Genomic DNA, 19303 nt, shown 5'->3' with positions numbered 1-19303 from the left:
AGTCCGGCCCGTCGCAGACCTGCGAAGCCCGGCCTCTTCCGGAGGTCCTGCGGCGAACCTAGGGTAGAGAGCGCTTACTATCCGAGGGGCCTCCCGACCCTCGGAAGCAGCGCTGTCGAAACTTTTCATGGCCCTCGGGCGGGCCGGAGAGGTGGTTCCCGATGGTCCGTACGGAGACTGCGAGCGTGACGGCGGGGCCGACCCTTGCGGTCGTGGCCCGCGAGGCGGGGGTGTCCGTGCCCACCGCATCGAAGGTGGTCAACGGCCGGGAGGACGTCGCGCCCGAGACCCGCCGCCGGGTCACGGAGGCGCTGGACCGGCTCGGATATGTCCGCAGACCCCGCTTCGACGCGGCGAAGGCGTCGGGGCTGGTCGACCTGGTCGTGCACTCACTGGAGAGTTCCTGGTCGGGTGCGGTGCTGCACGGGGTGGAGGCCGCGGCGCACGACGTGGGTCTCGAGGTGGTGGTGTCGGCAGGCCTGACCAGGACCCGCGGCGGCCGCCCGGAACGGGGCTGGCTCGACAAACTCATCGCCCGCGGCTCGTCAGGGGTGCTGTTCAACCTGGCCGAACTGACCGACTCCCAGTACGCCTGGCTGGACCAGCACCGCATCCCGTACGTGATGATCGACCCGGTCCTCGAACCACCGCCCGGCGTGGTGTCGGTGGGCGCGGCGAACTGGCACGGCGGCCTGACGGCGACCGAGCACCTGCTGGCCCTGGGCCACGAGCGCATCGCCGTGGTCGCCGGTCACCAGCGCAAGATGTGCAGCAGCGCGCGGGTCGCCGGCTACCGCTCGGCGCTCGCCTCGGCGGGGATCCGGCAGCGTCCCGAGTACGTCCGTCACGCCGGCTTCGACGAGGACGTCGCCCGCCGCCGCATGCGCGAACTGCTCGACCTGCCCGAGCCGCCCACGGCCGTCTTCGTCTGCTCGGACCGTATGGCCCTCGGCGTCTACGAGGCGCTGGCCGAACGGGAGTTGAGCGTGCCCGACGACATGAGCGTCGTAGGCTTCGACGACCTCCCGGAGGCCCGCTGGCTCACCCCGGCCCTCACCACGGTCCGCCAGCCGCTCTCCGAGATGGCGGCGACGGCACTGCGGCTGCTGGTGCGGATGATGGACGGGGACCGCCCGGAGAGCACGCGTACGGAACTGTCGACGCGGCTGGTGGAGCGGGCGAGCACGGCGGGGCCGCGGCTCTAGGAGGCTTCGGCAGCGGGCGCACGGCCGCCCTGCGGGACACTCACGGGCCTACGTAATTCCGGACGTCTGCATGGGCCACCGACCGCCGGATTCGCTCACTTCCGCTCATATACGGAGGGAGGGAACTGGCCGGGTCGGCCGGGCGTCGAAGGATGCGGCGGGGCGGGGGGCCGTTGCTCGGGGCACAGCGGCGGCGAGTACTTGGGGGACGGACCATGACACGCTGGCGGCCGCTGCCGGATGCGCTGCCGAGGGAGGCACGGCACCTGGTCGAGCAACTGCGTGGCCTGAAGGACCGTACGGGTCTGAGCCTTGCCGAGCTGGCCCGGCGGACCGCGTACAGCAAGTCGTCCTGGCAGCGGTATCTCAACGGGACCAAGCAGCCGCCGAGGGGAGCGGTGCAGGCGCTGTGCCGGGTCGCGGGAGCGGACCAGGCGCGGCTGCTGGCGCTGTGGGACCTGGCCCACTCGACCTGGCCGCACGGAACGGTGGTGTCCGGTGCGGGGGTGCCTGTCGCGGGGGCGCACGGTGCGGCGGTGCCGACCGGGTCGCCCGAGGCCGCGCCGCTGGCGCCCGGCGCCGAGTACCGGCGCTGGCGGGCGGCCGCACTGGTCGCCTTCGCCGTCGTCGTGCTGCTGGCGGCGGGTCTGCTGTGGGCACTGCCGGAGGGGGGCGGATGACCCTACGGTCACCCGCCCCCCTCCGGATCCGCGCTGTCAGCGCTGTCAGCCGACCTGCTCGTAGTAGGCGATCTTCCAGGATCCGGTGCCCTTGAGCTTCACCCGGTACTTGCCGTTGACCCTCTTGAAGGTGACGGCCCGGGCGCTGCCCACGTACTGGACGGCGCCCCCCGCGTAGGGGCCGTTGAGCCGGCTCTGGGCGGACTGCCAGCAGTCGTCGGTGACGACGCCCTCGTTCTCCGGGATGCCGTAGTGGTTCTGCCACCACTGGGTGGCCGACTCGGTCTCCGGGCCGAACGAGCCGTCGATCTTGTTCCTCTTGAAGGCGTGCCAGTCGCCGTCCTCGTCCTCGTACATGGCGCCGTCCGCCCACAGGACGGTCTCCCACAGGGCCGTGGCGTTGCTCTGGGCGTAGTCGTCGACGCTGAGGTTCTCCTCGTCCTGCCAGTCGTCGTTGACGTAGCTGTTGCCGTCGACGCCGTGGTAGGCCGCGGCGTTCGCCGCCGGCGCCAGGGCGGTTACGCCGCCCCCGGCGACCAGCAACGCCGCCGACACCATCGCGACAACCCGATTGCGCTTGCTCATACGGTCTTCCTTTCCGAACCGCCGGCCCCCGTGGTTCCCCCTGGGGCGGCTCGCCTCGCTTGGCACGACAAAGCGTCACGGTCGCGGGGCGGCACGGCGAGGCCTGACGGCATACCTGGACCGGCGGGGGACGATCCACGCCGCGTACGGCCATGTCCCCGCAGAGGGTGGGTCGTCGGGGGACCAGGTGGGACGGGGTGGGACGGGACGGGCCCCTCGTCGCTCAGCCGGCGTCCTTCGCCAGCCGTGCCGCCCAGTTGATCCCGCCCAGCAGATGGGCTCGGAAGTCCGGGTCCTCGTAGGCCTCGGAGGCGTGCCCGAGGGCCGTGTAGAAGACGCGGCCCTCACCCTGCTCCCGGCACCACACCAGCGGATGGTCCGAGCCCATGCGACCGCCGTCGTACGACGTCTCGTCGGCGCACGCCAACACCCGTACGGCCCTCCGGGGATTGTCCCGGAAGTCGTACCACTCGTCCGTGAACTCCCAGACAGCGGGCAGGTGTTGGGTGGCCGGATGGCTACGGTCCTCCACGACGACCCTGCCCGGCTGGAACTCCGGGTGCCGGTCGAAGCGGGCGCCGAGGAGTTCGCCGTAGTACGGCCACTCGTACTCCGTGCAGGCCGCCGCGTGCACCCCGACGAACCCGCCGCCCGACTCGACGTACGTCGCCAGCCGCTCCCGCCCGGCCGGGGTGAGGATCTCGCCGCTGGTGGAGAGGAAGACGACGGCGGCGTACGGCTCCAGGGGCGCTTCGAGCGCCGCGGGGTCCTCGGTGGCGATCACGTCGAAGTCGCCGAGAGTGCGTACGGCGGCGATCGCGACCGGGATGGAGTCGTGCCGGTAGGCGGTGGTGCGGGTGTGGACGAGGAGTCGGGGGGCCATGCGGACGAGCCTAGACGGCGAGGGCAGCGGTTCCCGTCCGCCCGGTGATCCGAAATTTTCAAATCACCGGGCGGCTCCAGCAGGATCGACGAAGTCGCACCACACGATCTTTCCCGGATCCCGCTCCCCCACCCCCCACTTGTCCGCCAGCTCCGACACCAGCAGCAGCCCGCGCCCGCCCTCGCCGGGCGCATCCGTCTGAGGTACGGCCGGTACGCCTCCCCCGCTGTCGTGCACCTCGACGCGCACCCCACCGTCGTACGGCAACGGAAGCAGCCGGAGCAGGAAGCCGCGGCCCGGGGGGACGCCGTGCACCAGGGCGTTCGTGGTGAGCTCGCTGACGCACAGCACAATGTCGTACGACCGCTCCCGCACCCCCCAGTCGGCGAGCGTGTCGCGCGTGAAGGCGCGGGCGGCGGGGACGGACTGGCGCTCACGGCGGTAGAAGCGCTCACGTGGGGACGGGGGTTGAGTTTCGGTGTTCACGTGACGAGAATCACGCTCCGTGGCCATGATGTGACAGTGCGCGTACTCGTACAGCTTGTCTGTACGGGCGCGCGACGGTGAACGTCCGTGCGTGGATGGGGAGTTGGACCGCATGAGCACCACGACTCGACGGTCACGGAGGAACGCCTCGGCGATGAAGATGGTGGGCGCCCTGCTCGCCCTCTTCCGCGAGGCCGCCGGACACACACAGAAGTCACTGGGAGAGCTGTTCGTCGTCGGCGAGCAGCAGATCGCGTCGATCGAGCAGGGCAGACGGCCCCTGAAGCCGGACCTCGCCGAGCAGCTCGACGAACTCCTCGGCACGAAAGGGGCGTTGGCGACCGCACTGAGCAGGATGCCGGAGGTAGACCTTGTCCCGCTGTGGGCGGAGGAGTATCTGGATCGGGAGCGGGAGGCGATCGCGATCTCTTGGTACGAGAGTTTGCTGGTCCCCGGCCTTCTCCAGACAGAGGCATACGCACGGGCGGTCTTCCGCAATCGCGTGCCCCTCTACGACGAGGACGAGATCGAGCAGTTGGTGGCGGCGCGCATCGAGCGGCAAGAGATCCTCCACCGGAAGGTGCCGCCCATGATGAGCTTCATGATCTGGGAGGCGGCCCTGCGAGACGAGTTGGGTGGGAAGGACGTGTACGTCGAGCAGGCGCGGCACCTTCGGGAGTACGCCGACCTACCCGGTCTCACCGTCCAGATCCTGCCGCTCGGCCGCACCTCGCACGCAGGCCTCGAAGGCCCGTTCATCCTGTTGGAGACCCCTGAGCACCAGCGGCTGGCACACAGCGAAACCCAGCGCGGGAGCACGCTGATCGCCGATCCCGATGAGGTGGGGATCCTCACTCAGAAGTATGCGATGCTGCGAACGCAGGCTCTCAATACCGAGGATACGAGAGACCTGCTGGACCGTCTTCTGGGAGAGCGATGAGCAGCACCGCACTTGAGTGGTTCAAGTCCAGCTACAGCAGCGGCGAGGGCGGCGCCTGCGTCGAAGTCGCCGTCCAGCCCAGGACCGTCCACATCCGCGACTCCAAGACCCCCGCCACCCCACACCTCACCGTCACCTCTTGCACCTGGGCCGCCTTTATGAGGCTAGCCGAGCAGACATGACGGAAGAGACGACACCACAAGCAGTGGCGGTCAACCGAGGCACAGAGCACGCCGACAGCGAGTGGACTCCCGGTGGTTTCGTCACCGTCCATACTGCATACAGGCGCATCGGATAGTCGGTCGATCCTCGGGGAACGTGGCTGAGCATTGCTTCGATCAACTCGCCCAGCTCACCGGGTACCTTCACGGGACGACGCCGACCGTTCGCCACGGCCTCTCTCTGTACCGAGCGGGGAACGTCATCCGGGTTCTCGACCGCCCGCCAACCGGTGGCGGAGATGAGCAGGGACGCGCCGAGGCGGTAGATGCCGGCTTCCTCCGTCGGCTCGGCTTCCCAGGTGTCGAGCGGGCTGCGCCCAATTTCCCTTCGTACTGGACGAGGCGGCCGCGGAACGGAAAGTCGTACCCCTCGGGCACGTGTCCGCCCCGGGCAGGCGAGGTCGGCGAGGTGGGTGCGCTCCCCGGACGATGAAGTGGGCGGGCTGCACATCACCATGTGACCAGCCCTTCGCATGGAGATCGGCCAGCGCCCCGACACAGCTCAGCGCCAAGCCGACGTCCGGCGCAATGGACAAGCCTCGCCTACGGCGAGGCACCCACAGCATGTACAGGTCCGGTGCTTCGATCGTGCGCGTTCCGCTCCAGCAGCCCAACGGCTGCGTCGCGGTCCTGCGTGCTCGCCGCGGTCACCGCGACGGTCAGGGCCAGGCCGAGGCAGTCCACCACCAGGTGCCGATTGCGGCCGCCCACCTTCTGTTCTTTCCGCCGTCCCGGCCGGATATCGAGCGCGGGACGTTCGCCGCCGCCCGCACCGACTGCGAGTCCACGATCGCGGCCGTCGAATCCTGCGAGCGACCCTCTTTCTGGCAGAAGCGGTCGCACAACCGGTCGAGAAGTGGATGGCTGATGTGTACGCGGTCCGAGTGCTGAACGCCTTGGGTAAGAGAACAGGGCCCTCGCACGCCATGGGCCTGCACCAGCGGAGTGGAGGACTGCCTGCGGCCGAGACCTGAGGCACGCGCTACAGGTCGATTTTGAAACGGCGCATCACGACGGTCGCTTGGCGCAGCCTATTTGTGAAGTCCTCACTGCGGGCAACCCTGTCAATTCCCTGAGTCCTGTTCCCGCGCAAGGCGCTCCGATATTCGCGATCCAGCAGGTTCGTCATTGCTCCCATGAGAGCACCTGACAGATGTTCCAGCGTGACATTTAGAAGATCGCGTTGCGTGGGTCGCCGTAGCCGTGTCAGTGTGAACCGGCTCATGTATGCGAGATGATATCGCCAGTTTTCCATTGTGTCGCCCAACAGTGGTCGATCTTGGGAATAATCCGTGAGGAAATCACTGATGCGCGTATGAACGTCTAGGACGAGCCCGTACAGGTCGATGTCTGTGTCAGTCGAAAACACCTTGTAGTAGTGGGAATCATCCAGAAGTAGTGTTTCCGAGTACTTGAGCGCCGTGTGCGGTTCCCCAACTGCAAAAGCAGTGTACTCGCGCGCCAATCTCGACATGCTAACCACTTGCTCGAGAGGAAAGCCCAGATTTTTATAATAATTCGCCCGCCGCTCGTAGCGATATCCGTCACGCGCGAGCGCTTCTTCGATGTCCTTCTGGATTTTCTCGGTGGCGCGCAGGGCACCGGGCGGGAGCTGTGTCTGACTGTTTGTCGCACGGATGATTACATCCCTGGCCCGCCCGGAGGAAGGCGGGACCATGACTCGCACGAGGACCGAGCGATCGTTGTGATGCCCCGAGTCACGGAAATGGTTGAATATTTCGTGACTCGTTTGCAGGCCGTTAACGATCTGAGGATCCCTTACTACGATCCTCTTTCCCGCAATACTGACTTCCTCTGCGACGATGGTTACACCATTGTTGAACCACCAGAAGTCCTCGCGGTGGTTGGACTTGAGAGTTTCGCCGATAGCGGCATTGACGGAAGTCTGCCCTGCGTAATCTCGCACGTTGGACTCAAATAACTCGAGTCGGAGTGCGCCATTTTCGGACGTGATGAAGTTGTAGTATTGATCCAAGCGTACTAGACATATGTAGCCGTCGCCGAGTGAGGTACTGACTGGCGTCTCGGTAAATGTCATATCCAAGACGATGGAAGCGCCGCGCCCAGACATCTCCCTGAGCTCTGCGGCTCCGAGGTATTCAACATGGCATTTTGTTTGTGAGGCAACCTTTGCCAGTTCCCTGGCGAGCCTATTTCCCTTAGCCCGCACGTTAGGGTGTGGAGCTTCCACGGATCGGGTAGCGTAAATCACCCGGATCGAAACTTCCGGGAAAGAGGAGGCAAGGGCTTCTAGTACCTCGAGAAACCTGCCAGTGCGATCTAGCAGTTTTGCATTCGTTGACTCGGATAGACTCTTTACGTCTCGACCCATATCGAGGAGCAACGGCAGATGGTAATGCAGTTTCTCGAAGGCCGTCTCTTGATAGCCGGGCGAAGTTTTGGCCTGTAAAATTACGAGCTCGATCTTCTTCGCTCGAATGGTCACGTGGCGATCAATGCTGGCAGAAACATATCGATCGTCCACGAAAACCCAGAGGCCGTCGATGCCACAATCGTGAGAGCCATCAACAATGCCGTCACGGAGTTCATCGATGTCTAGGTCGAGGTCTTGTAATGCGGTACTCGCCGTGAAGTAGTTAAAAAAGTCGTCCATCTTTTGATTTGGTGCAAGCCGCCGCCTCTGATCTTCCAGGATTCGGTCAAGCAGGCGTTGATCATTACTCTTCACAGCCATCTGCGGCGCCCCCAAGTTCCACACGCTTCTGAACGGAATCATCTTCGCCAAGCCGCACTTGCGCTGGCAAGATGCACGGCTCGTCTTGACTGGCACTCCGAAGCGCCCTTCGTGGCTGCGTCCGGGAGGCTGGTTCCTGGCCATCACCGGGTCGGGCGCGCGGACCGGTGCCGAGGAGAACTGGCTCGGCAGCGGGGCTCCGATGTGGTGGAGCCCCGCAAACCCTGCCACGAACCATGAGTGGAGCACACGGGCCGGCCTCACGGTCGAGCTGCCCAGAACAGGAGGACTTCGCGCCGGAAGAGGACGGCGGGCGGGCACTGTTCTGGGCAGGTCACCCTTGAATGTCCGGCGTAAGCGTTCGGCGCTCGGCCCGATCCCGTCCCAACAGCCCTATTTGTCGAGTTGGTTGCCCTCCGCCCGGCGCGCAGGCCTCGCAACAATGTGCGCATGAGTGATGAAGCAACAGATCGACGCGCTCCACGAGGAGCTGATCCAGCGCGACTTCCCCGCCGCCTGGGTACGGGAGGCCGACGCGGTGGAGGCCACTCTTCGGTATCCCCATCTCGCCTTGCTTGGGCCGGAGTGACGGGTCTTGAAGGCGGTGGTGAACGGGATGCCGCAGATGGCCCGGGACGGGCTGCAGTCGCATCTGTGCTTCACAGCGAAGGACGACACGGCCGATCCGGCCGTACGGCGTGAACTGCTGGCAACCGTGGCCGTGCTGGAGCGCGAGCCGGTGAACGAGGTCGAGGCCTGCGGGGTGCGCTACCGCGTGGTGCGCGGGGACGAGTTCGCCCGGGTAGGGGACGGCGGTCTGGAGCCGCCCAGGCCCACCGATCCCGAGCGGCGAAGCGGTCCTGGGAGCGCAACGCACGGGACGTGCCATCCCGGGACCTCGACTTCGTCCTGGATCCGACCACACGGAAAGCCCGGCCGCCAGCACGTTGAAACTGGGGTTGCGGGAGTTCGCGTACACGGTGCCCGCTTCCTCGCGGGCGTCCGCGCGGACTCCGAGCGGGCGGTCGCCACGCATCCGGAGCTCGTGCTGCTGCCCACCGGGTTCGGCGTGGTCGAGGGCAACAAGCACGGCTGGCTGCCGTGCGGCACCCTCGTGGCCACCCCCCACGACGCCCGGCGCCTGCTCTACGGCGGACCAGCCGAGGTGTGGGCACTGCTGTACCAGTTCGACCACACCAAGAAGGCCAGGTACGCGAAGCCGGCCGAGGAGGCGCTCGGCGGCGCCGACGAGTTCCAGGTGGCCGACCGTGTCTTCCGGATCTGCCGCGTCGAACGCATGCTCCGCACGGGCCCCAACGGCCCGGAGACGCCGCGCCCCTCGGACGTCGACGAGTACGGCACCATGAAGATGTATCCGACCATGGATCCCAAGGACGGCACCCTGACCTATGAGTGAGGGACCTGCGAGTGAGGCGGCGGGTCACCGCACAGGCGTTCCATTGTGCGGGCCGGTGTGCGTAGCCTCGGCGCGGTGAACGCCCTCCCCGCGCGACTGGACCACCTCGTCCTCGCGACCCCCGACCTGGCGGCGACCGTTGCCGACTTCACCCGGCGCACCGGCGTGCCCCCCGCGCCGGGCGGTGCGCACGTCGGGCTCGGTACCCGCAACCACCTGGTGTCGCTGGGCGGCGCCCGTTACCTGGAGATCATCGGCCCGGATCCGGACCAGCGGGCGTACGACGGGCCGCGCCCCTTCGACGTCGACCGGCTCGCCGGCCCCCGGACGGTGACCTGGGCGATCAGCCCGCCCGACCTGGACGCGGCGGTCGCGGCGGCCCAGGCACAGGGTTACAACCCGGGGCCGATCCACCCCATGAGCCGCCGAAGACCCGACGGCACCCTTCTCCGGTGGCGCCTGACGGACGGCGACACCCAGCACCCCTCCGGCCTGGTTCCCTTCCTCATCGACTGGGGTTCGTCGGTCCACCCCTCGGCCTCCGGGCTGCCCGCCACGCCCCTGCTGGCGCTGTCCGCGAGCGCTCCCGATCCGGACGAGATCCGGCCGCTGCTCGCCGCCCTCGACACGTCGCTCGCTCTCACCGTGGGGCCGGTGGGTTTCTCCTTCACCGTGGAGACTCCCCGGGGGCCGGTGACCTTCGGCTGAGGGCGCGTCCGATTCCTTCAAGACCGGCGCCCGCACCTCTGCCTACGGTGGCCGCATGACTCCACGATTCGACGCGATCGGCCTGGTGGCCTCCGACATGGCCGCCTCCGTCGCCTTCTACCGCCGGCTCGGTTTCGACTTCCCCGAGGGTGTCGAGGAGCAGCCTCATGCCGAGGCCGGGCTGCCGGGTGGGCTGCGGATCATGCTCGACAGAGAGGAGAGTGTCCGTTCGATCCAGCCGGGGTGGCAGCCGCCGACCGGGGGCGGGCGCGTCTCGCTCGCGCTGCGGTGCGACAGTCCGGCCGAGGTCGACTCGGTGTACGGGGAGCTGGTGGGTGCCGGGTACCACGGGGAGCTGAAGCCCTGGGACGCCGTGTGGGGGCAGCGGTATGCGGTGGTTCTCGACCCCGACGGCAACGGGGTCGACCTGTTCGCGCCGCTACCCGGAGCGGCCCAGTAGTTCCGTCAGCGGCAGTCCCGCCAACTCCCTCACGTCCCTTGCCAGATGGGCCTGGTCCGCGAAGCCGGACCGGGCCGCCGTCTCGGCGAAGGGAGCGCCGGAGCGGGCCAGGACGAGGGCACGCTGGAGTCGCAGGACCCGGGCCAGCGTTTTTGGGCCGTAGCCGAAGGCGGTGAGGCAGCGGCGGTGCAACTGGCGGGCGCTCAAGCCGAGTTCGTCCGCGATCGTGGCAACCGGGCGGCCCGAGTCGAGGGCGGTGACCACCTGTCGTAGGAGGGGGTCGGGGGGATGGGTCCCGGCGGCCCGTTCCAACGCCACCCGCTCCAGGCCACTCGCCGGGTCGTCGGCTGCGTTCACCTGTGCGGTGACGCGCCGTACCTCCGCGGCCAGCCACAGGTCGGCCAGCTCCACCCGACGGTCCCGCATCTCGTGCGCGGGCACCCCCAGCAGGGCGGGAGCGGTGCCCGGGCAGAAGCGGACGCCGGCCCAGGCGCTCGGCTCGCCCTCGGTGACGTACGCACGCGTGTCGGGCCCCGCGACCATCAGCCGGCCCTCGTGCCACAGCAGGTCCATGCAGCCGTCGGGCAGAATGCGCCCGGCGCCGGGCCCGGACGGGGTGTTGGTCCACACCACCGCGCCCGCCATACGGGAAGGCCGCTCCACGTACACGTACGCCAGGCTACGCCGTCGGCGCCACCCGCATCCGATGCTCCTGCGGGCTCACCCCGTACACCCGCTTGAACGCGCTGGACAGGGCGAACGCGCTGCCGTAGCCGACCTGGCGGGCGATCGCCTCGAGGGTGTCGCCGGTGTCGCGGAGGCGGTCCGCGGCGAGGGCCAGGCGCCAGCCGGTGAGGTACGTCATCGGGGGTTCGCCGACGAGTTCCGTGAAGCGGCGGGCGAGCGCGGCCCGGGAGACGCCGGCCTTGGCGGCGAGGGAGGCCACCGTCCAGGGGTGGGCGGGGTCGTCCTGGACCAGGCGCAGGACGCGGCCGACGACGGGGTCGGCGAGGGCCGCGTACCAGGCGGGCGGCGCCGCCTCGGGGCGGGCGAACCAGGCGCGGAGGGCGGCGATGACCAGCAGGTCGAGGAGGCGGTCCAGGACGACCTCCTGGCCCGGTTCGTCACGCTCGATCTCGTCCATGAGGACGGGCGTGAGCGCGCACTGCCACATGTCGGAGGTGAGCGAGAGCAGGGGTGGCAGGGCGTCCAGGAGACGGCCGTTGATCTCGCCCTGGACCAGGTACGTCCCGATCAGCATCACGGTGGAGCCGTCGGGCCGGTCGCCCCAGCTGCGGACGCCGAGGTCCATCGAGCCGTTGAGGGGCCGTCCGTCGGGGTAGCGGCACTCGGCGCCCGGCAGGATCAGCGCCTGGGGCGCGGTGTCGGGGCCGTCGGCGCAGGTGTACGGGTCGGGGCCGCGGGCGATGGCCAGCTCGCCGGCCCGCAGCCGCAGCCCCTCCCCCGTGTCCGGCACGATCCAGGACTCGCCGCGGACCATCAGCATCACCGTCAGCGGGGCGCGGTCCTCGACGCGGATCGCCCAGGGCGGGTCGAAACACGCACGGATCATGAAGGCGCCCCGGGCGCGGGGGCCCTCCAGGAGGACTGCGAGGGGGTCCCCCCGCGTGAGCCCGTTCGAGCGTGGGGGAGCTTCCATGCCGTCAGCGTAGACGCCCGCGCATGGGAATGAGCCGTTCAGCGATGGGCTGTTGGAGCGCGCGGCCGTTGACTGAAGGCATGACGGAGAACACGGAAAACACGGTGAACACACAGGACATGACGGTGGTGGTGACCGTTGCCTCGGGGCGTACCGGGAGCCGGGCCGCGCGGGCGGTCGGGCTGACGGTGCGGGCCGCGTCCCGCGCGCAGGGCTTCGACTGGGAGGACCCTACGACGTGGGCGGACACGCTGCGCGGCGCCGACGCGGCGTACCTCGTGTACCCGTCCGACATCGGCGCCCCCGAGGCCGCCGAGGGGAAGGCCGCGGCGGCGGGCGCGTGGCAGGCGTGACCCCGTGGCAGGCTCGACGAGCCTGCCCTAGGAATCCTCCGGCTTGTGCGGGGGGTGGGTGCTCTTCACGTGGGTGCGCAGCCGTGACGACACGTCCTCCGGGGGAAGGAAGCGCGACCAGCGCTCCGGGAACTCGGAGGGCATGTCGGGGTCGTCCGGGTCGTCCGGGACCATCGCGCGGGCGGCGGTGGCGCGGGCGACGTACTCGGCGACCTGTGCCTCACGCAGCCGTTCGTTGGCGGCGCGGGCCGCGGCCGTCGCGGCGGCCGGCCAGACCCGGTCGATCGCGGCGTTGACCGCGGCGCCGACGAGGACGGCGAACGCGGACACGCCGATCCACAGCAGGACGGCGACGGGCGCGGCGAGGGAGCCGTAGATGGTGGGGCCCTCGACGGTGCTGGTGAGGTAGATGCGCAGCAGGAAGCTGCCGAGGACCCACATGGCGAGGGCCACCAGGGCGCCGGGCACGTCCTCGATCCACGGGGAACGGACGGGGACGGACACGTGGTAGAGCGTGGTCAGGAAGACGATGGACAGCACGATGACGACGGGCCAGTAGAGCACCTGTACGACGGTGGTCGACCAGGAGACGACGTTCACCACGGCGTCCGGCCCGGCCACCATCAGCGGCAGCGCGACCGAGCCGATCAGCAGGGCCACGATGAACAGGAGGAAGGCCATCAGGCGGGTCTTGACGATGCCGCGGACGCCGTCGAGGCCATACATCACGGTGATGGTGTCGATGAAGACGTTCACCGCGCGGGATCCGGACCACAGGGCGAACAGGAAGCCTATGGAGATGATGTCCGGCCGACCGCCCTTGGTCACGTCGTGCAGGATCGGCTGGGCGATCTGGTTCACGCCCTTGTCGGACAGGACCGTGCGCGAGGCCTCCAGGAGGTTGTTCTCGAGGCTCTGGATGGTGTCGGCGCCGGTCCAGTCGTCGACGTAGCCGAGCAGCCCGATCATGCTCAGCAGCAGCGGCGGCACGGACAGCAGCGTGAAGAACGCCGCTTCGGCCGCCAGGCCCAGGATCCGGTATTCCATGCAGGAATTGACGGTGTCCTTGATCAACAGCCAGGCGGTCCTGCGCTTCGACACGTTCCGGTAGAGGGCACGCGCGCGATGGAGGCGGCCGGAGGGCCGCTGAGGGGATTCACTTGCTGGCTGCACGAACCAAAGGTATCCGTCCTGGCCTGCCGTCCTCATCCCCCGGTGCCCCGGCGGGCGGGGATGGGTCGGGGGCGCGGCACCCGGCCGGGACGGCCGGCTGCCGCGTCGCTGTGGTGACCTCCGCGATGCCGGGTAGGTTCGCAGACATGGCAGGCAGCACCCACACCGTGACCAATCAGCCTCCGCCGCTGGTCGGCTACGACGCGTTCACCGCCGACCGCGCCCTGACGGAGGCGGTGGACCGGCACACGGCCCCGGATCTGCTCGACGAGGTGCGCGGCGAGCTGGCGGCGCTCGGCCGGGCCTGTGGCTCGGTGCAGGTGCAGGAGTGGGGGGCGCGGGCGAACGAGAACCCGCCGACCCTGCGCACCCACGACCGCTACGGGCGGCGCGTCGACGAGGTCGACTTCCATCCGGCCTGGCACCGGCTGCTCGGCAAGGGCGTCTCGGCGGGCCTGACCGCGGCCTGGTCCCGGCCCGGCGGGCATGTGCGGCGCGCGGCGGCGTTCCTGGTGTGGACGCAGGTCGACGCCGGCAACCTCTGCCCGCTGTCGATGACCCACGCGGCGGTGCCCGCGCTGCGCACCGACCCCGCGCTCGCCGCCGAGTGGGAGCCCCGGCTGACGTCCGTGATCTACGACCCTGAGCTGCGGCCCGCCCGTCTGAAGCCGGGGGCGCTGTTCGGGATGGGCATGACGGAGAAGCAGGGCGGCAGTGACGTACGGGCGGGCACGACGTCCGCCCGGCCCCTCGCCGAGGACGGGACGTACGGGCTGACCGGGCACAAGTGGTTCTGCTCGGCGCCGATGTCGGACGGGTTCCTGGTGCTCGCGCAGGCACCGGAAGGGCTCACCTGTTTTCTGGTGCCGCGGGTGCTGGAGGACGGCAGCCGCAACGTGTTCATGATCCAGCGGCTCAAGGACAAGATGGGCAACCGGTCGAACGCGTCCGCCGAGGTCGAGTTCGACGGGACATGGGCGCGCCGGGTCGGCGAGGAGGGGCGCGGGGTGCGCACCATCATCGAGATGGTGGCGGCGACCCGGCTCGACTGTGTGCTGGGTTCGGCGGGTCTGATGCGGCAGGCCGTCGCGCAGGCGGTCCACCACTGCACGTACCGCGAGGCGTTCGGCGGCAGGCTCGTCGACAAGCCGCTGATGCGCAACGTGCTGGCCGATCTCGCCCTGGAGTCGGAGGCGGCGACCACGCTCGCGCTGCGGCTCGCGGCGGCCTACGACGACGGCGGCGAGCAGGAGCGGGCGTTGCTCAGGATCGCGGTGCCGGCCGCCAAGTACTGGGTGACCAAGCGGTGTTCGTCGGTGACGGTCGAGGCGTCCGAGTGCCTGGGCGGCAACGGGTACGTCGAGGAGTCGGGGATGCCCCGGCTGGTGCGCGAGTCGCCGCTCAACTCGATCTGGGAGGGGGCCGGAAACGTCCAGGCCCTTGATGTGCTGCGCGCGCTGCAACGCGAACCACTGGCGCTGAACGCCTACCTGCAGGAGGTCGGCACGGCGCGCGGCGCCGACCACCGGCTCGACGCGGCGATCAAGGATCTGCTGACCGAACTCGCCGATCTGGAGGGCGTGGAGGGACGGGCTCGGCGGGTGACCGAGCGGCTCGCGCTGGTTCTCCAGGGGTCACTGCTCGTGCGGTATGCGACGCCGGAGGTCGCCGACGCGTTCTGCGCGTCCCGGCTGGGCGGCGACTCGGGCGCGGCCTTCGGGACGCTGCCGCACACGCTGGATCTGGCGTCGGTGGTGGAGCGGGCCCGGCCGGAATCCTGACCGGCGGGGGTCACGGAACCTGGCCGCCGGCACGAAACCCGGCCGCCGGCCTGACCGGTTTCGCTCACCAAGCCCGGCCGGTGGTCCGATCCGCGTACGCACGTCCACGCACGGCGCGGGGGTGGTGCTGCGCCGACACGGCACCACCCCCGCCACTGGCCCGTTGGAGCCACGTGCGCCGCACTGGGCGGCGTCGCTCAAGTTTCAAGCACGGCAGGGCAGTCCACCAGGGTTGCAAGGGGTTGCAACTTGCTGGCGTCTGTGGACGGACTGTGTGCCTTCGACTTGGGCAGGCGGCACTATGAGACGGACAGTCAGCGCGGACTTCCGGACCGTGGCCGGAAAACCACCACGAACCGGTTGTCCCGAGCCCTTCTTCCGGGAGGTCCCGTGGCACTCTCGCCGACGGACGTGACGCAACTGGCCGCCGTGGACTCGGCGCGGGCGGCACGGGTACTCAGCGAGGTCCGCTCCGCCACGCTCTCCGGACAGCGCGCTCCGGTCGCGCCACGGCCGGTGATCGAGCAGTCCTGGGGGCGGATGCTGCGCGGCGGCGTCGATCCCGACCATGGCTTCCGGTCGGGGCTGCTGTCCCGCGAGGAGGTGCAGCGGCGCCGGGAGACGACGGTCCTCAAACATGTGCTGCCGGTGGTGCGCGAGGGCCTGCTGTCGGTCGCGGACATCGCCCACCACATCATGGTGGTCGCCGACGAGCAGGGCCGGGTGCTGTGGCGCGAGGGCAGTTCGCCCGTGCTGCGCAAGGCCGACGGGCTCGGCTTCGAACTCGGCGCGGACTGGCGGGAGGACGTCGTCGGAACCAACGGCGTCGGCACCGCTGCCGTCGTACGGCGCCCCGTGCAGGTCTTCGCCTCCGAGCACTTCGTACGCTCGCACGCGGCCTGGACCTGTACCGGCGCCCCCATCACGGATCCGCGGGACGGCCGGCTGATCGGCGTGGTGGACGTGAGCGGGCCGCTGGAGACGATGCACCCGGCCACGCTCGCCTGGGTCGGGTCGGTGGCCAAGCTCGCCGAGGCGCGGCTGCGCGAGCTGCACATGACCTCGCTGGAGCAACTGCGCGCGGTGGCCGCGCCGGTGCTGGCCCGGCTCGCCGGGCGGGCCGCGGTGGTGGACCGGGACGGCTGGACCGCGGCGGTGATCGGGATGCCGTACACGAACCGGATCGCGCTGCCCAAGTCTCTTTCGCCGGGCCGCCGGTGGCTGCCGTCGCTCGGGCTGTGCGCGCTGGAACCGCTGCCGGGCGGCTGGCTGGTGCGCGCCGCCGACGAGCCGGTGGCGCAGGGCACCACCCGGATCGTGCTGGACCTGGCGCAGCCGCGCCGCTGGTCGGTGACCATGTCGGGCTCGGCGGGCTCCTGGAGTCACGAACTCAGCCCCCGGCACGCCGAGTTGCTCTACGTGCTCGCCCTGCACCGCACCGGGCGCGGAGCGGCCGGACTGGCCGAGGACCTGTTCGGGGATGCGGGCCGTACGGTGACCGTGCGGGCCGAGATGTCCCGGGTGCGGCGCTATCTCGGGGGGTTCCTCGAACACCGCCCGTATCGTTTCTGCGAGGACGCCGACGTCGAGGTGCTCCTGCCGGCCGACCCGCGCGACCTGCTGCCCTTCTCGACCGCACCGGCCGTCGTCGCCGCGCGGGCGGCGTCCGGCGAGAGCAATTGAACGACCTCGGAGGGCATTTTCCGCACTCGGAGTGCATCTTCCGCATAATTGCGGGTTCTTTGCCGCTACCGCCTCCCACTGCCGTAGCATCCCCTACGGGCCGCCCCACCTGCTTCCTGGTCAACGTACGGATCATCAGGCGCAGTTGGCCCGCTTCGGGAGGACGCATGAAGCACCGCGGGAGACACCGCCGCCAGCGGCGGGGCAGGGCGCTGCGCGCCTTCCTGGCCGGGACCGCCCTCGCCCTGACCGGCGCCGCCACCATGATCAGCGCCTCACAGGCCACCGACAGCGAGGCCCCCGGGGCGCTGAAGCCGATCACCTCGTCCGAGCGGATCGCCGCCCTGCGGCTCCAGGAACAGCAGGTGCCCGAGGCCACACTCGACCGCCTCGCCTCGGAGATGGGCCGGCCCGTCGGTGTCAGCGCCGTCCTCGAGAACGCCGACCACAGTCTGCGCAACGCGGCCGACTGCCCCGCCGAGGACCGCGAGGCACTGCCCGTCGAACCGCTGGCCACCCGCGCCCAGTGCTGGGACGCCGCGGACACCCGCTCCTGGCAGGCGGGGGCGGTCACCACCTCCGGCGACGCCGACGACGACGGCCTGTGGGGCCAGAACCGCGTGCTCCTGTCCGGCTGGGCGCAGCATGCCGCGGCCGGCCACGGCCTCGCCCGGGTCGCCTTCGTCGACGCGAACGACCTGGATCGCCTCACGTACACCTGGGTGCTGCTCACCGTCCCGGTCGACGGCGGGCGCAACTACCGGGCGCTCGACTCCGATGTCTCCGGCATGGTCTGGTACGGGGAGAAACTGCTGGTCACCGCCGCCGACGGCGTGTACGCGTACGATATGAACCGGGTCCAGCGCGCGACCGTGGACAGCGCGTCGGTCGGCCGGGTGCCCGGTGGCTGGTCGGCGCACGGCGCCCGCTTCGTCCTGCCCGCCGTCGGCTCCTACCGCCCGGTCGACGCGGACGCGGAGACCGACGCCCGCCCCGCGGGCCTCTCCCTGGACCGCAGCACCTCGCCCGACAGTCTGGTCGCGAGCGAGCGGACCGGGGCGCACGGCGACGGTCCCGCGCTGCTGTGGCGCTATGCCTTCGCCACGGACCCGTCCCGCTCCGGACTGCTCGCCACCGACTTCGCCGGGCGCGCGGACGCCACGGAGGCGTACGAGACAAAGGCGAGTGACGTCCAGGGCGTGCTGTCGCACCGCTCCCACTGGTACGTGAGCCGCGCCTCCGGCGAGCAGGGCGGGCGCGGCACGCTGTGGCGGCAGGACGCGGACACCGCGCAGGCCACGCAGTGCGGGTCCGACGACACCCAGCACTGCTGGAGCGCGCGCACGCCGTCCCTGTCCTACTGGGAGGCGACCGGCGAGGTCTGGTCCCAGTCGGGGCGGATGTTGTTCGCGCTGCCGCTGGCCTCGATCGACAGATCACTGGGGTAGCCGCGGAGGGCGATCGACAGATCGTTCACGCGCGTGATTCCCTGGCCGCCATGACCAATATCCCCGTGACCACCTGGTCCCTGGAGCAGACCGCCCCGACCGACCTCCTCGCGGCCGCCGCGCCGGAGGGCGACGTGCGGATCGTCCGCGCCGAGGTTCCCTCACCCGAGTTCAGCCGCTTCCTGTACGCGTCCGTCGGCGGGGACATCCGCTGGATCGACCGGCTGGGCTGGACCTATGCGCGGTGGCAGGAGCACCTGGGCCGGCCCGGCGTGGAGACCTGGGTTGCATACGACCGGGGAACGCCCGCCGGGTACGTGGAGCTGGACCCGCAGGACGACGGGGTCGTGGAGATCGCCTACTTCGGGCTGGTTCCGGCCTTCCGCGGGCGGCGGATCGGCGGGCACCTGCTGTCGCAGGGCACCGCCCGCGCCTGGGACCTGGCGGAGCGCGTGCCCGGGCTGCCGCAGACCAAGCGGGTGTGGCTGCATACCTGCAGCCTGGACGGCGAGCACGCGATGGCCAACTATCAGCGTCGGGGCTTCAAGCTGTTCGACACCAAGGTCGAGGAGCAGTCCGTGGTGACCGCGCCGGGTCCCTGGCCTGGTGCATACCCCGCCTGACCTGCGCCGACAAGGTCTCGTTCGGGCCATGTGACCGAGAACACCCTTGTCTCACACTTCGGGACAAGGGTGTCCACATGGCGGACGAAGCTGGACTCTGTCCAGATCGCCGTGACACGCTTCCGTCATGTCTGGAACTGGAATTGCCTTGGTGAGTCGGCGGCACGTCGACCTCGGCCGCATGTCCAGCGCCATCTGTCCGGTGCGCTGACGAGCCCAAGCGCCGCCCGACATTCCCCTTCTGTCTTCTTTCCCGCGCAATGACGCGCATGTACACCCAT

The 19303-nt window shown here is 69.7% G+C and carries 20 protein-coding genes and 2 pseudogenes; 14 read left to right on the top strand and 8 right to left on the bottom strand.

Translation table 11 applies throughout. From position 1 onward, the window contains the following. The first annotated feature begins 161 nt into the window (after positions 1–161). Entirely contained in the window at positions 162–1205 is a 1044-nt protein-coding gene (locus tag ACFYO2_RS13240) for a LacI family DNA-binding transcriptional regulator (protein WP_388347932.1), read from the top strand. A gap of 215 nt (positions 1206–1420) precedes the next feature. Beyond that, the gene (locus ACFYO2_RS13235) at positions 1421–1885 is read left to right on the top strand and encodes a helix-turn-helix domain-containing protein (protein ID WP_388347930.1); all 465 of its coding nucleotides are present in this window, start codon (positions 1421–1423) and stop codon (positions 1883–1885) included. Positions 1886–1930: 45 nt separating this feature from the next. Here ACFYO2_RS13235 and ACFYO2_RS13230 read toward each other — a convergent pair whose 3' ends face one another. The 3 genes from ACFYO2_RS13230 to ACFYO2_RS13220 form a co-directional block, all read right to left on the bottom strand. Beyond that, positions 1931–2470, bottom strand: a complete 540-nt coding sequence (locus ACFYO2_RS13230) for a peptidoglycan-binding protein (RefSeq protein WP_388347929.1) — start codon at positions 2468–2470, stop codon at positions 1931–1933. 223 nt (positions 2471–2693) lie between these two features. Beyond that, a complete protein-coding gene (locus ACFYO2_RS13225) occupies positions 2694–3353 on the bottom strand; it encodes a ThuA domain-containing protein (protein WP_388347927.1) in 660 nt (219 codons plus the stop codon). Between the two features lie 63 nt (positions 3354–3416). Then, complete coding sequence (locus ACFYO2_RS13220; protein WP_388347925.1) at positions 3417–3839, bottom strand: ATP-binding protein; 423 nt, start codon at positions 3837–3839, stop codon at positions 3417–3419. Between the two features lie 112 nt (positions 3840–3951). Between ACFYO2_RS13220 and ACFYO2_RS13215 the strand changes: the two genes are divergently transcribed. Both ACFYO2_RS13215 and ACFYO2_RS13210 read left to right on the top strand, forming a co-directional pair. Next, positions 3952–4779 (top strand): helix-turn-helix domain-containing protein, encoded by an 828-nt coding sequence (locus tag ACFYO2_RS13215; RefSeq protein ID WP_388347923.1) that lies wholly within the window; start codon positions 3952–3954, stop codon positions 4777–4779. Further along, positions 4776–4961, top strand: a complete 186-nt coding sequence (locus ACFYO2_RS13210) for a DUF397 domain-containing protein (RefSeq protein ID WP_388347921.1) — start codon at positions 4776–4778, stop codon at positions 4959–4961. The genes ACFYO2_RS13215 and ACFYO2_RS13210 overlap by 4 nt, the downstream gene beginning before the upstream one ends. 81 nt (positions 4962–5042) lie before the next feature. Here ACFYO2_RS13210 and ACFYO2_RS13205 read toward each other — a convergent pair. Beyond that, positions 5043–5584: pseudogene (locus ACFYO2_RS13205) on the bottom strand (protein kinase family protein); the annotation flags it as partial. Between the two features lie 398 nt (positions 5585–5982). Beyond that, entirely contained in the window at positions 5983–7947 is a 1965-nt protein-coding gene (locus tag ACFYO2_RS13200) for an AIPR family protein (RefSeq protein WP_388347919.1), read from the bottom strand. A gap of 226 nt (positions 7948–8173) precedes the next feature. On the opposite strand from ACFYO2_RS13200, the gene ACFYO2_RS13195 reads away from it, so the two are divergent. The 4 genes from ACFYO2_RS13195 to ACFYO2_RS13180 all read left to right on the top strand — a co-directional run bounded on the left by ACFYO2_RS13195 (position 8174) and on the right by ACFYO2_RS13180 (position 10301). Beyond that, positions 8174–8305, top strand: a complete 132-nt coding sequence (locus ACFYO2_RS13195; protein WP_388347917.1) for a hypothetical protein — start codon at positions 8174–8176, stop codon at positions 8303–8305. A gap of 6 nt (positions 8306–8311) precedes the next feature. Continuing rightward, the gene (locus ACFYO2_RS13190; RefSeq protein ID WP_388347915.1) at positions 8312–9133 is read left to right on the top strand and encodes a DUF5954 family protein; all 822 of its coding nucleotides are present in this window, start codon (positions 8312–8314) and stop codon (positions 9131–9133) included. Between the two features lie 75 nt (positions 9134–9208). Next, positions 9209–9841, top strand: coding sequence for a VOC family protein (locus tag ACFYO2_RS13185; RefSeq protein WP_388347913.1), 633 nt, complete (start codon positions 9209–9211; stop codon positions 9839–9841). A 55-nt stretch (positions 9842–9896) separates the two neighbouring features. Next, on the top strand, positions 9897–10301 hold the full coding sequence (locus ACFYO2_RS13180; RefSeq protein ID WP_388347911.1) for a VOC family protein: 405 nt from the start codon (positions 9897–9899) through the stop codon (positions 10299–10301). Here ACFYO2_RS13180 and ACFYO2_RS13175 read toward each other — a convergent pair. Together ACFYO2_RS13175 and ACFYO2_RS13170 are read right to left on the bottom strand one after the other, a co-directional pair. Further along, on the bottom strand, positions 10281–10970 hold the full coding sequence (locus ACFYO2_RS13175) for a helix-turn-helix domain-containing protein (RefSeq protein ID WP_388347909.1): 690 nt from the start codon (positions 10968–10970) through the stop codon (positions 10281–10283). The genes ACFYO2_RS13180 and ACFYO2_RS13175 overlap by 21 nt on opposite strands. Before the next feature lie 10 nt (positions 10971–10980). Further along, complete coding sequence (locus ACFYO2_RS13170; RefSeq protein WP_388347907.1) at positions 10981–11961, bottom strand: AraC family transcriptional regulator; 981 nt, start codon at positions 11959–11961, stop codon at positions 10981–10983. A gap of 80 nt (positions 11962–12041) precedes the next feature. Between ACFYO2_RS13170 and ACFYO2_RS13165 the strand changes: the two are divergent. After that, positions 12042–12278 (top strand): annotated as a pseudogene (locus ACFYO2_RS13165) (NmrA family transcriptional regulator); the annotation flags it as partial. Positions 12279–12341: 63 nt separating this feature from the next. On the opposite strand, the gene ACFYO2_RS13160 reads toward ACFYO2_RS13165, so the two are convergent. Continuing rightward, positions 12342–13487: a YihY/virulence factor BrkB family protein gene (locus ACFYO2_RS13160; RefSeq protein WP_388347905.1), complete on the bottom strand. Its 1146-nt coding sequence runs from the start codon at positions 13485–13487 to the stop codon at positions 12342–12344. 146 nt (positions 13488–13633) lie between these two features. Here ACFYO2_RS13160 and ACFYO2_RS13155 point away from each other — a divergent pair, with 146 nt between their 5' ends. The 5 genes from ACFYO2_RS13155 (at position 13634) to ACFYO2_RS13135 (ending at position 19233) form a co-directional block, all read left to right on the top strand. Beyond that, positions 13634–15268 carry an acyl-CoA dehydrogenase family protein gene (locus tag ACFYO2_RS13155; protein ID WP_388347903.1) on the top strand — a complete coding sequence of 545 codons (1635 nt, stop codon included), beginning with the start codon at positions 13634–13636 and terminating at the stop codon, positions 15266–15268. 390 nt (positions 15269–15658) lie between these two features. Continuing rightward, a complete protein-coding gene (locus tag ACFYO2_RS13150; RefSeq protein WP_388347900.1) occupies positions 15659–16951 on the top strand; it encodes a GAF domain-containing protein in 1293 nt (430 codons plus the stop codon). Between the two features lie 167 nt (positions 16952–17118). Continuing rightward, positions 17119–18399, top strand: coding sequence for a hypothetical protein (locus ACFYO2_RS13145; RefSeq protein WP_388347898.1), 1281 nt, complete (start codon positions 17119–17121; stop codon positions 18397–18399). A gap of 50 nt (positions 18400–18449) precedes the next feature. Continuing rightward, complete coding sequence (locus ACFYO2_RS13140; protein ID WP_388347896.1) at positions 18450–19022, top strand: GNAT family N-acetyltransferase; 573 nt, start codon at positions 18450–18452, stop codon at positions 19020–19022. Between the two features lie 127 nt (positions 19023–19149). Continuing rightward, a complete protein-coding gene (locus ACFYO2_RS13135) occupies positions 19150–19233 on the top strand; it encodes a putative leader peptide (protein ID WP_349817346.1) in 84 nt (27 codons plus the stop codon). Positions 19234–19303: the final 70 nt, after the last annotated feature.

It is taken from the genome of Streptomyces sp. NPDC006602 (assembly GCF_042870385.1).
Classification (GTDB): domain Bacteria; phylum Actinomycetota; class Actinomycetes; order Streptomycetales; family Streptomycetaceae; genus Streptomyces.
This window is presented reverse-complemented; position numbering and strand designations above follow the sequence as displayed.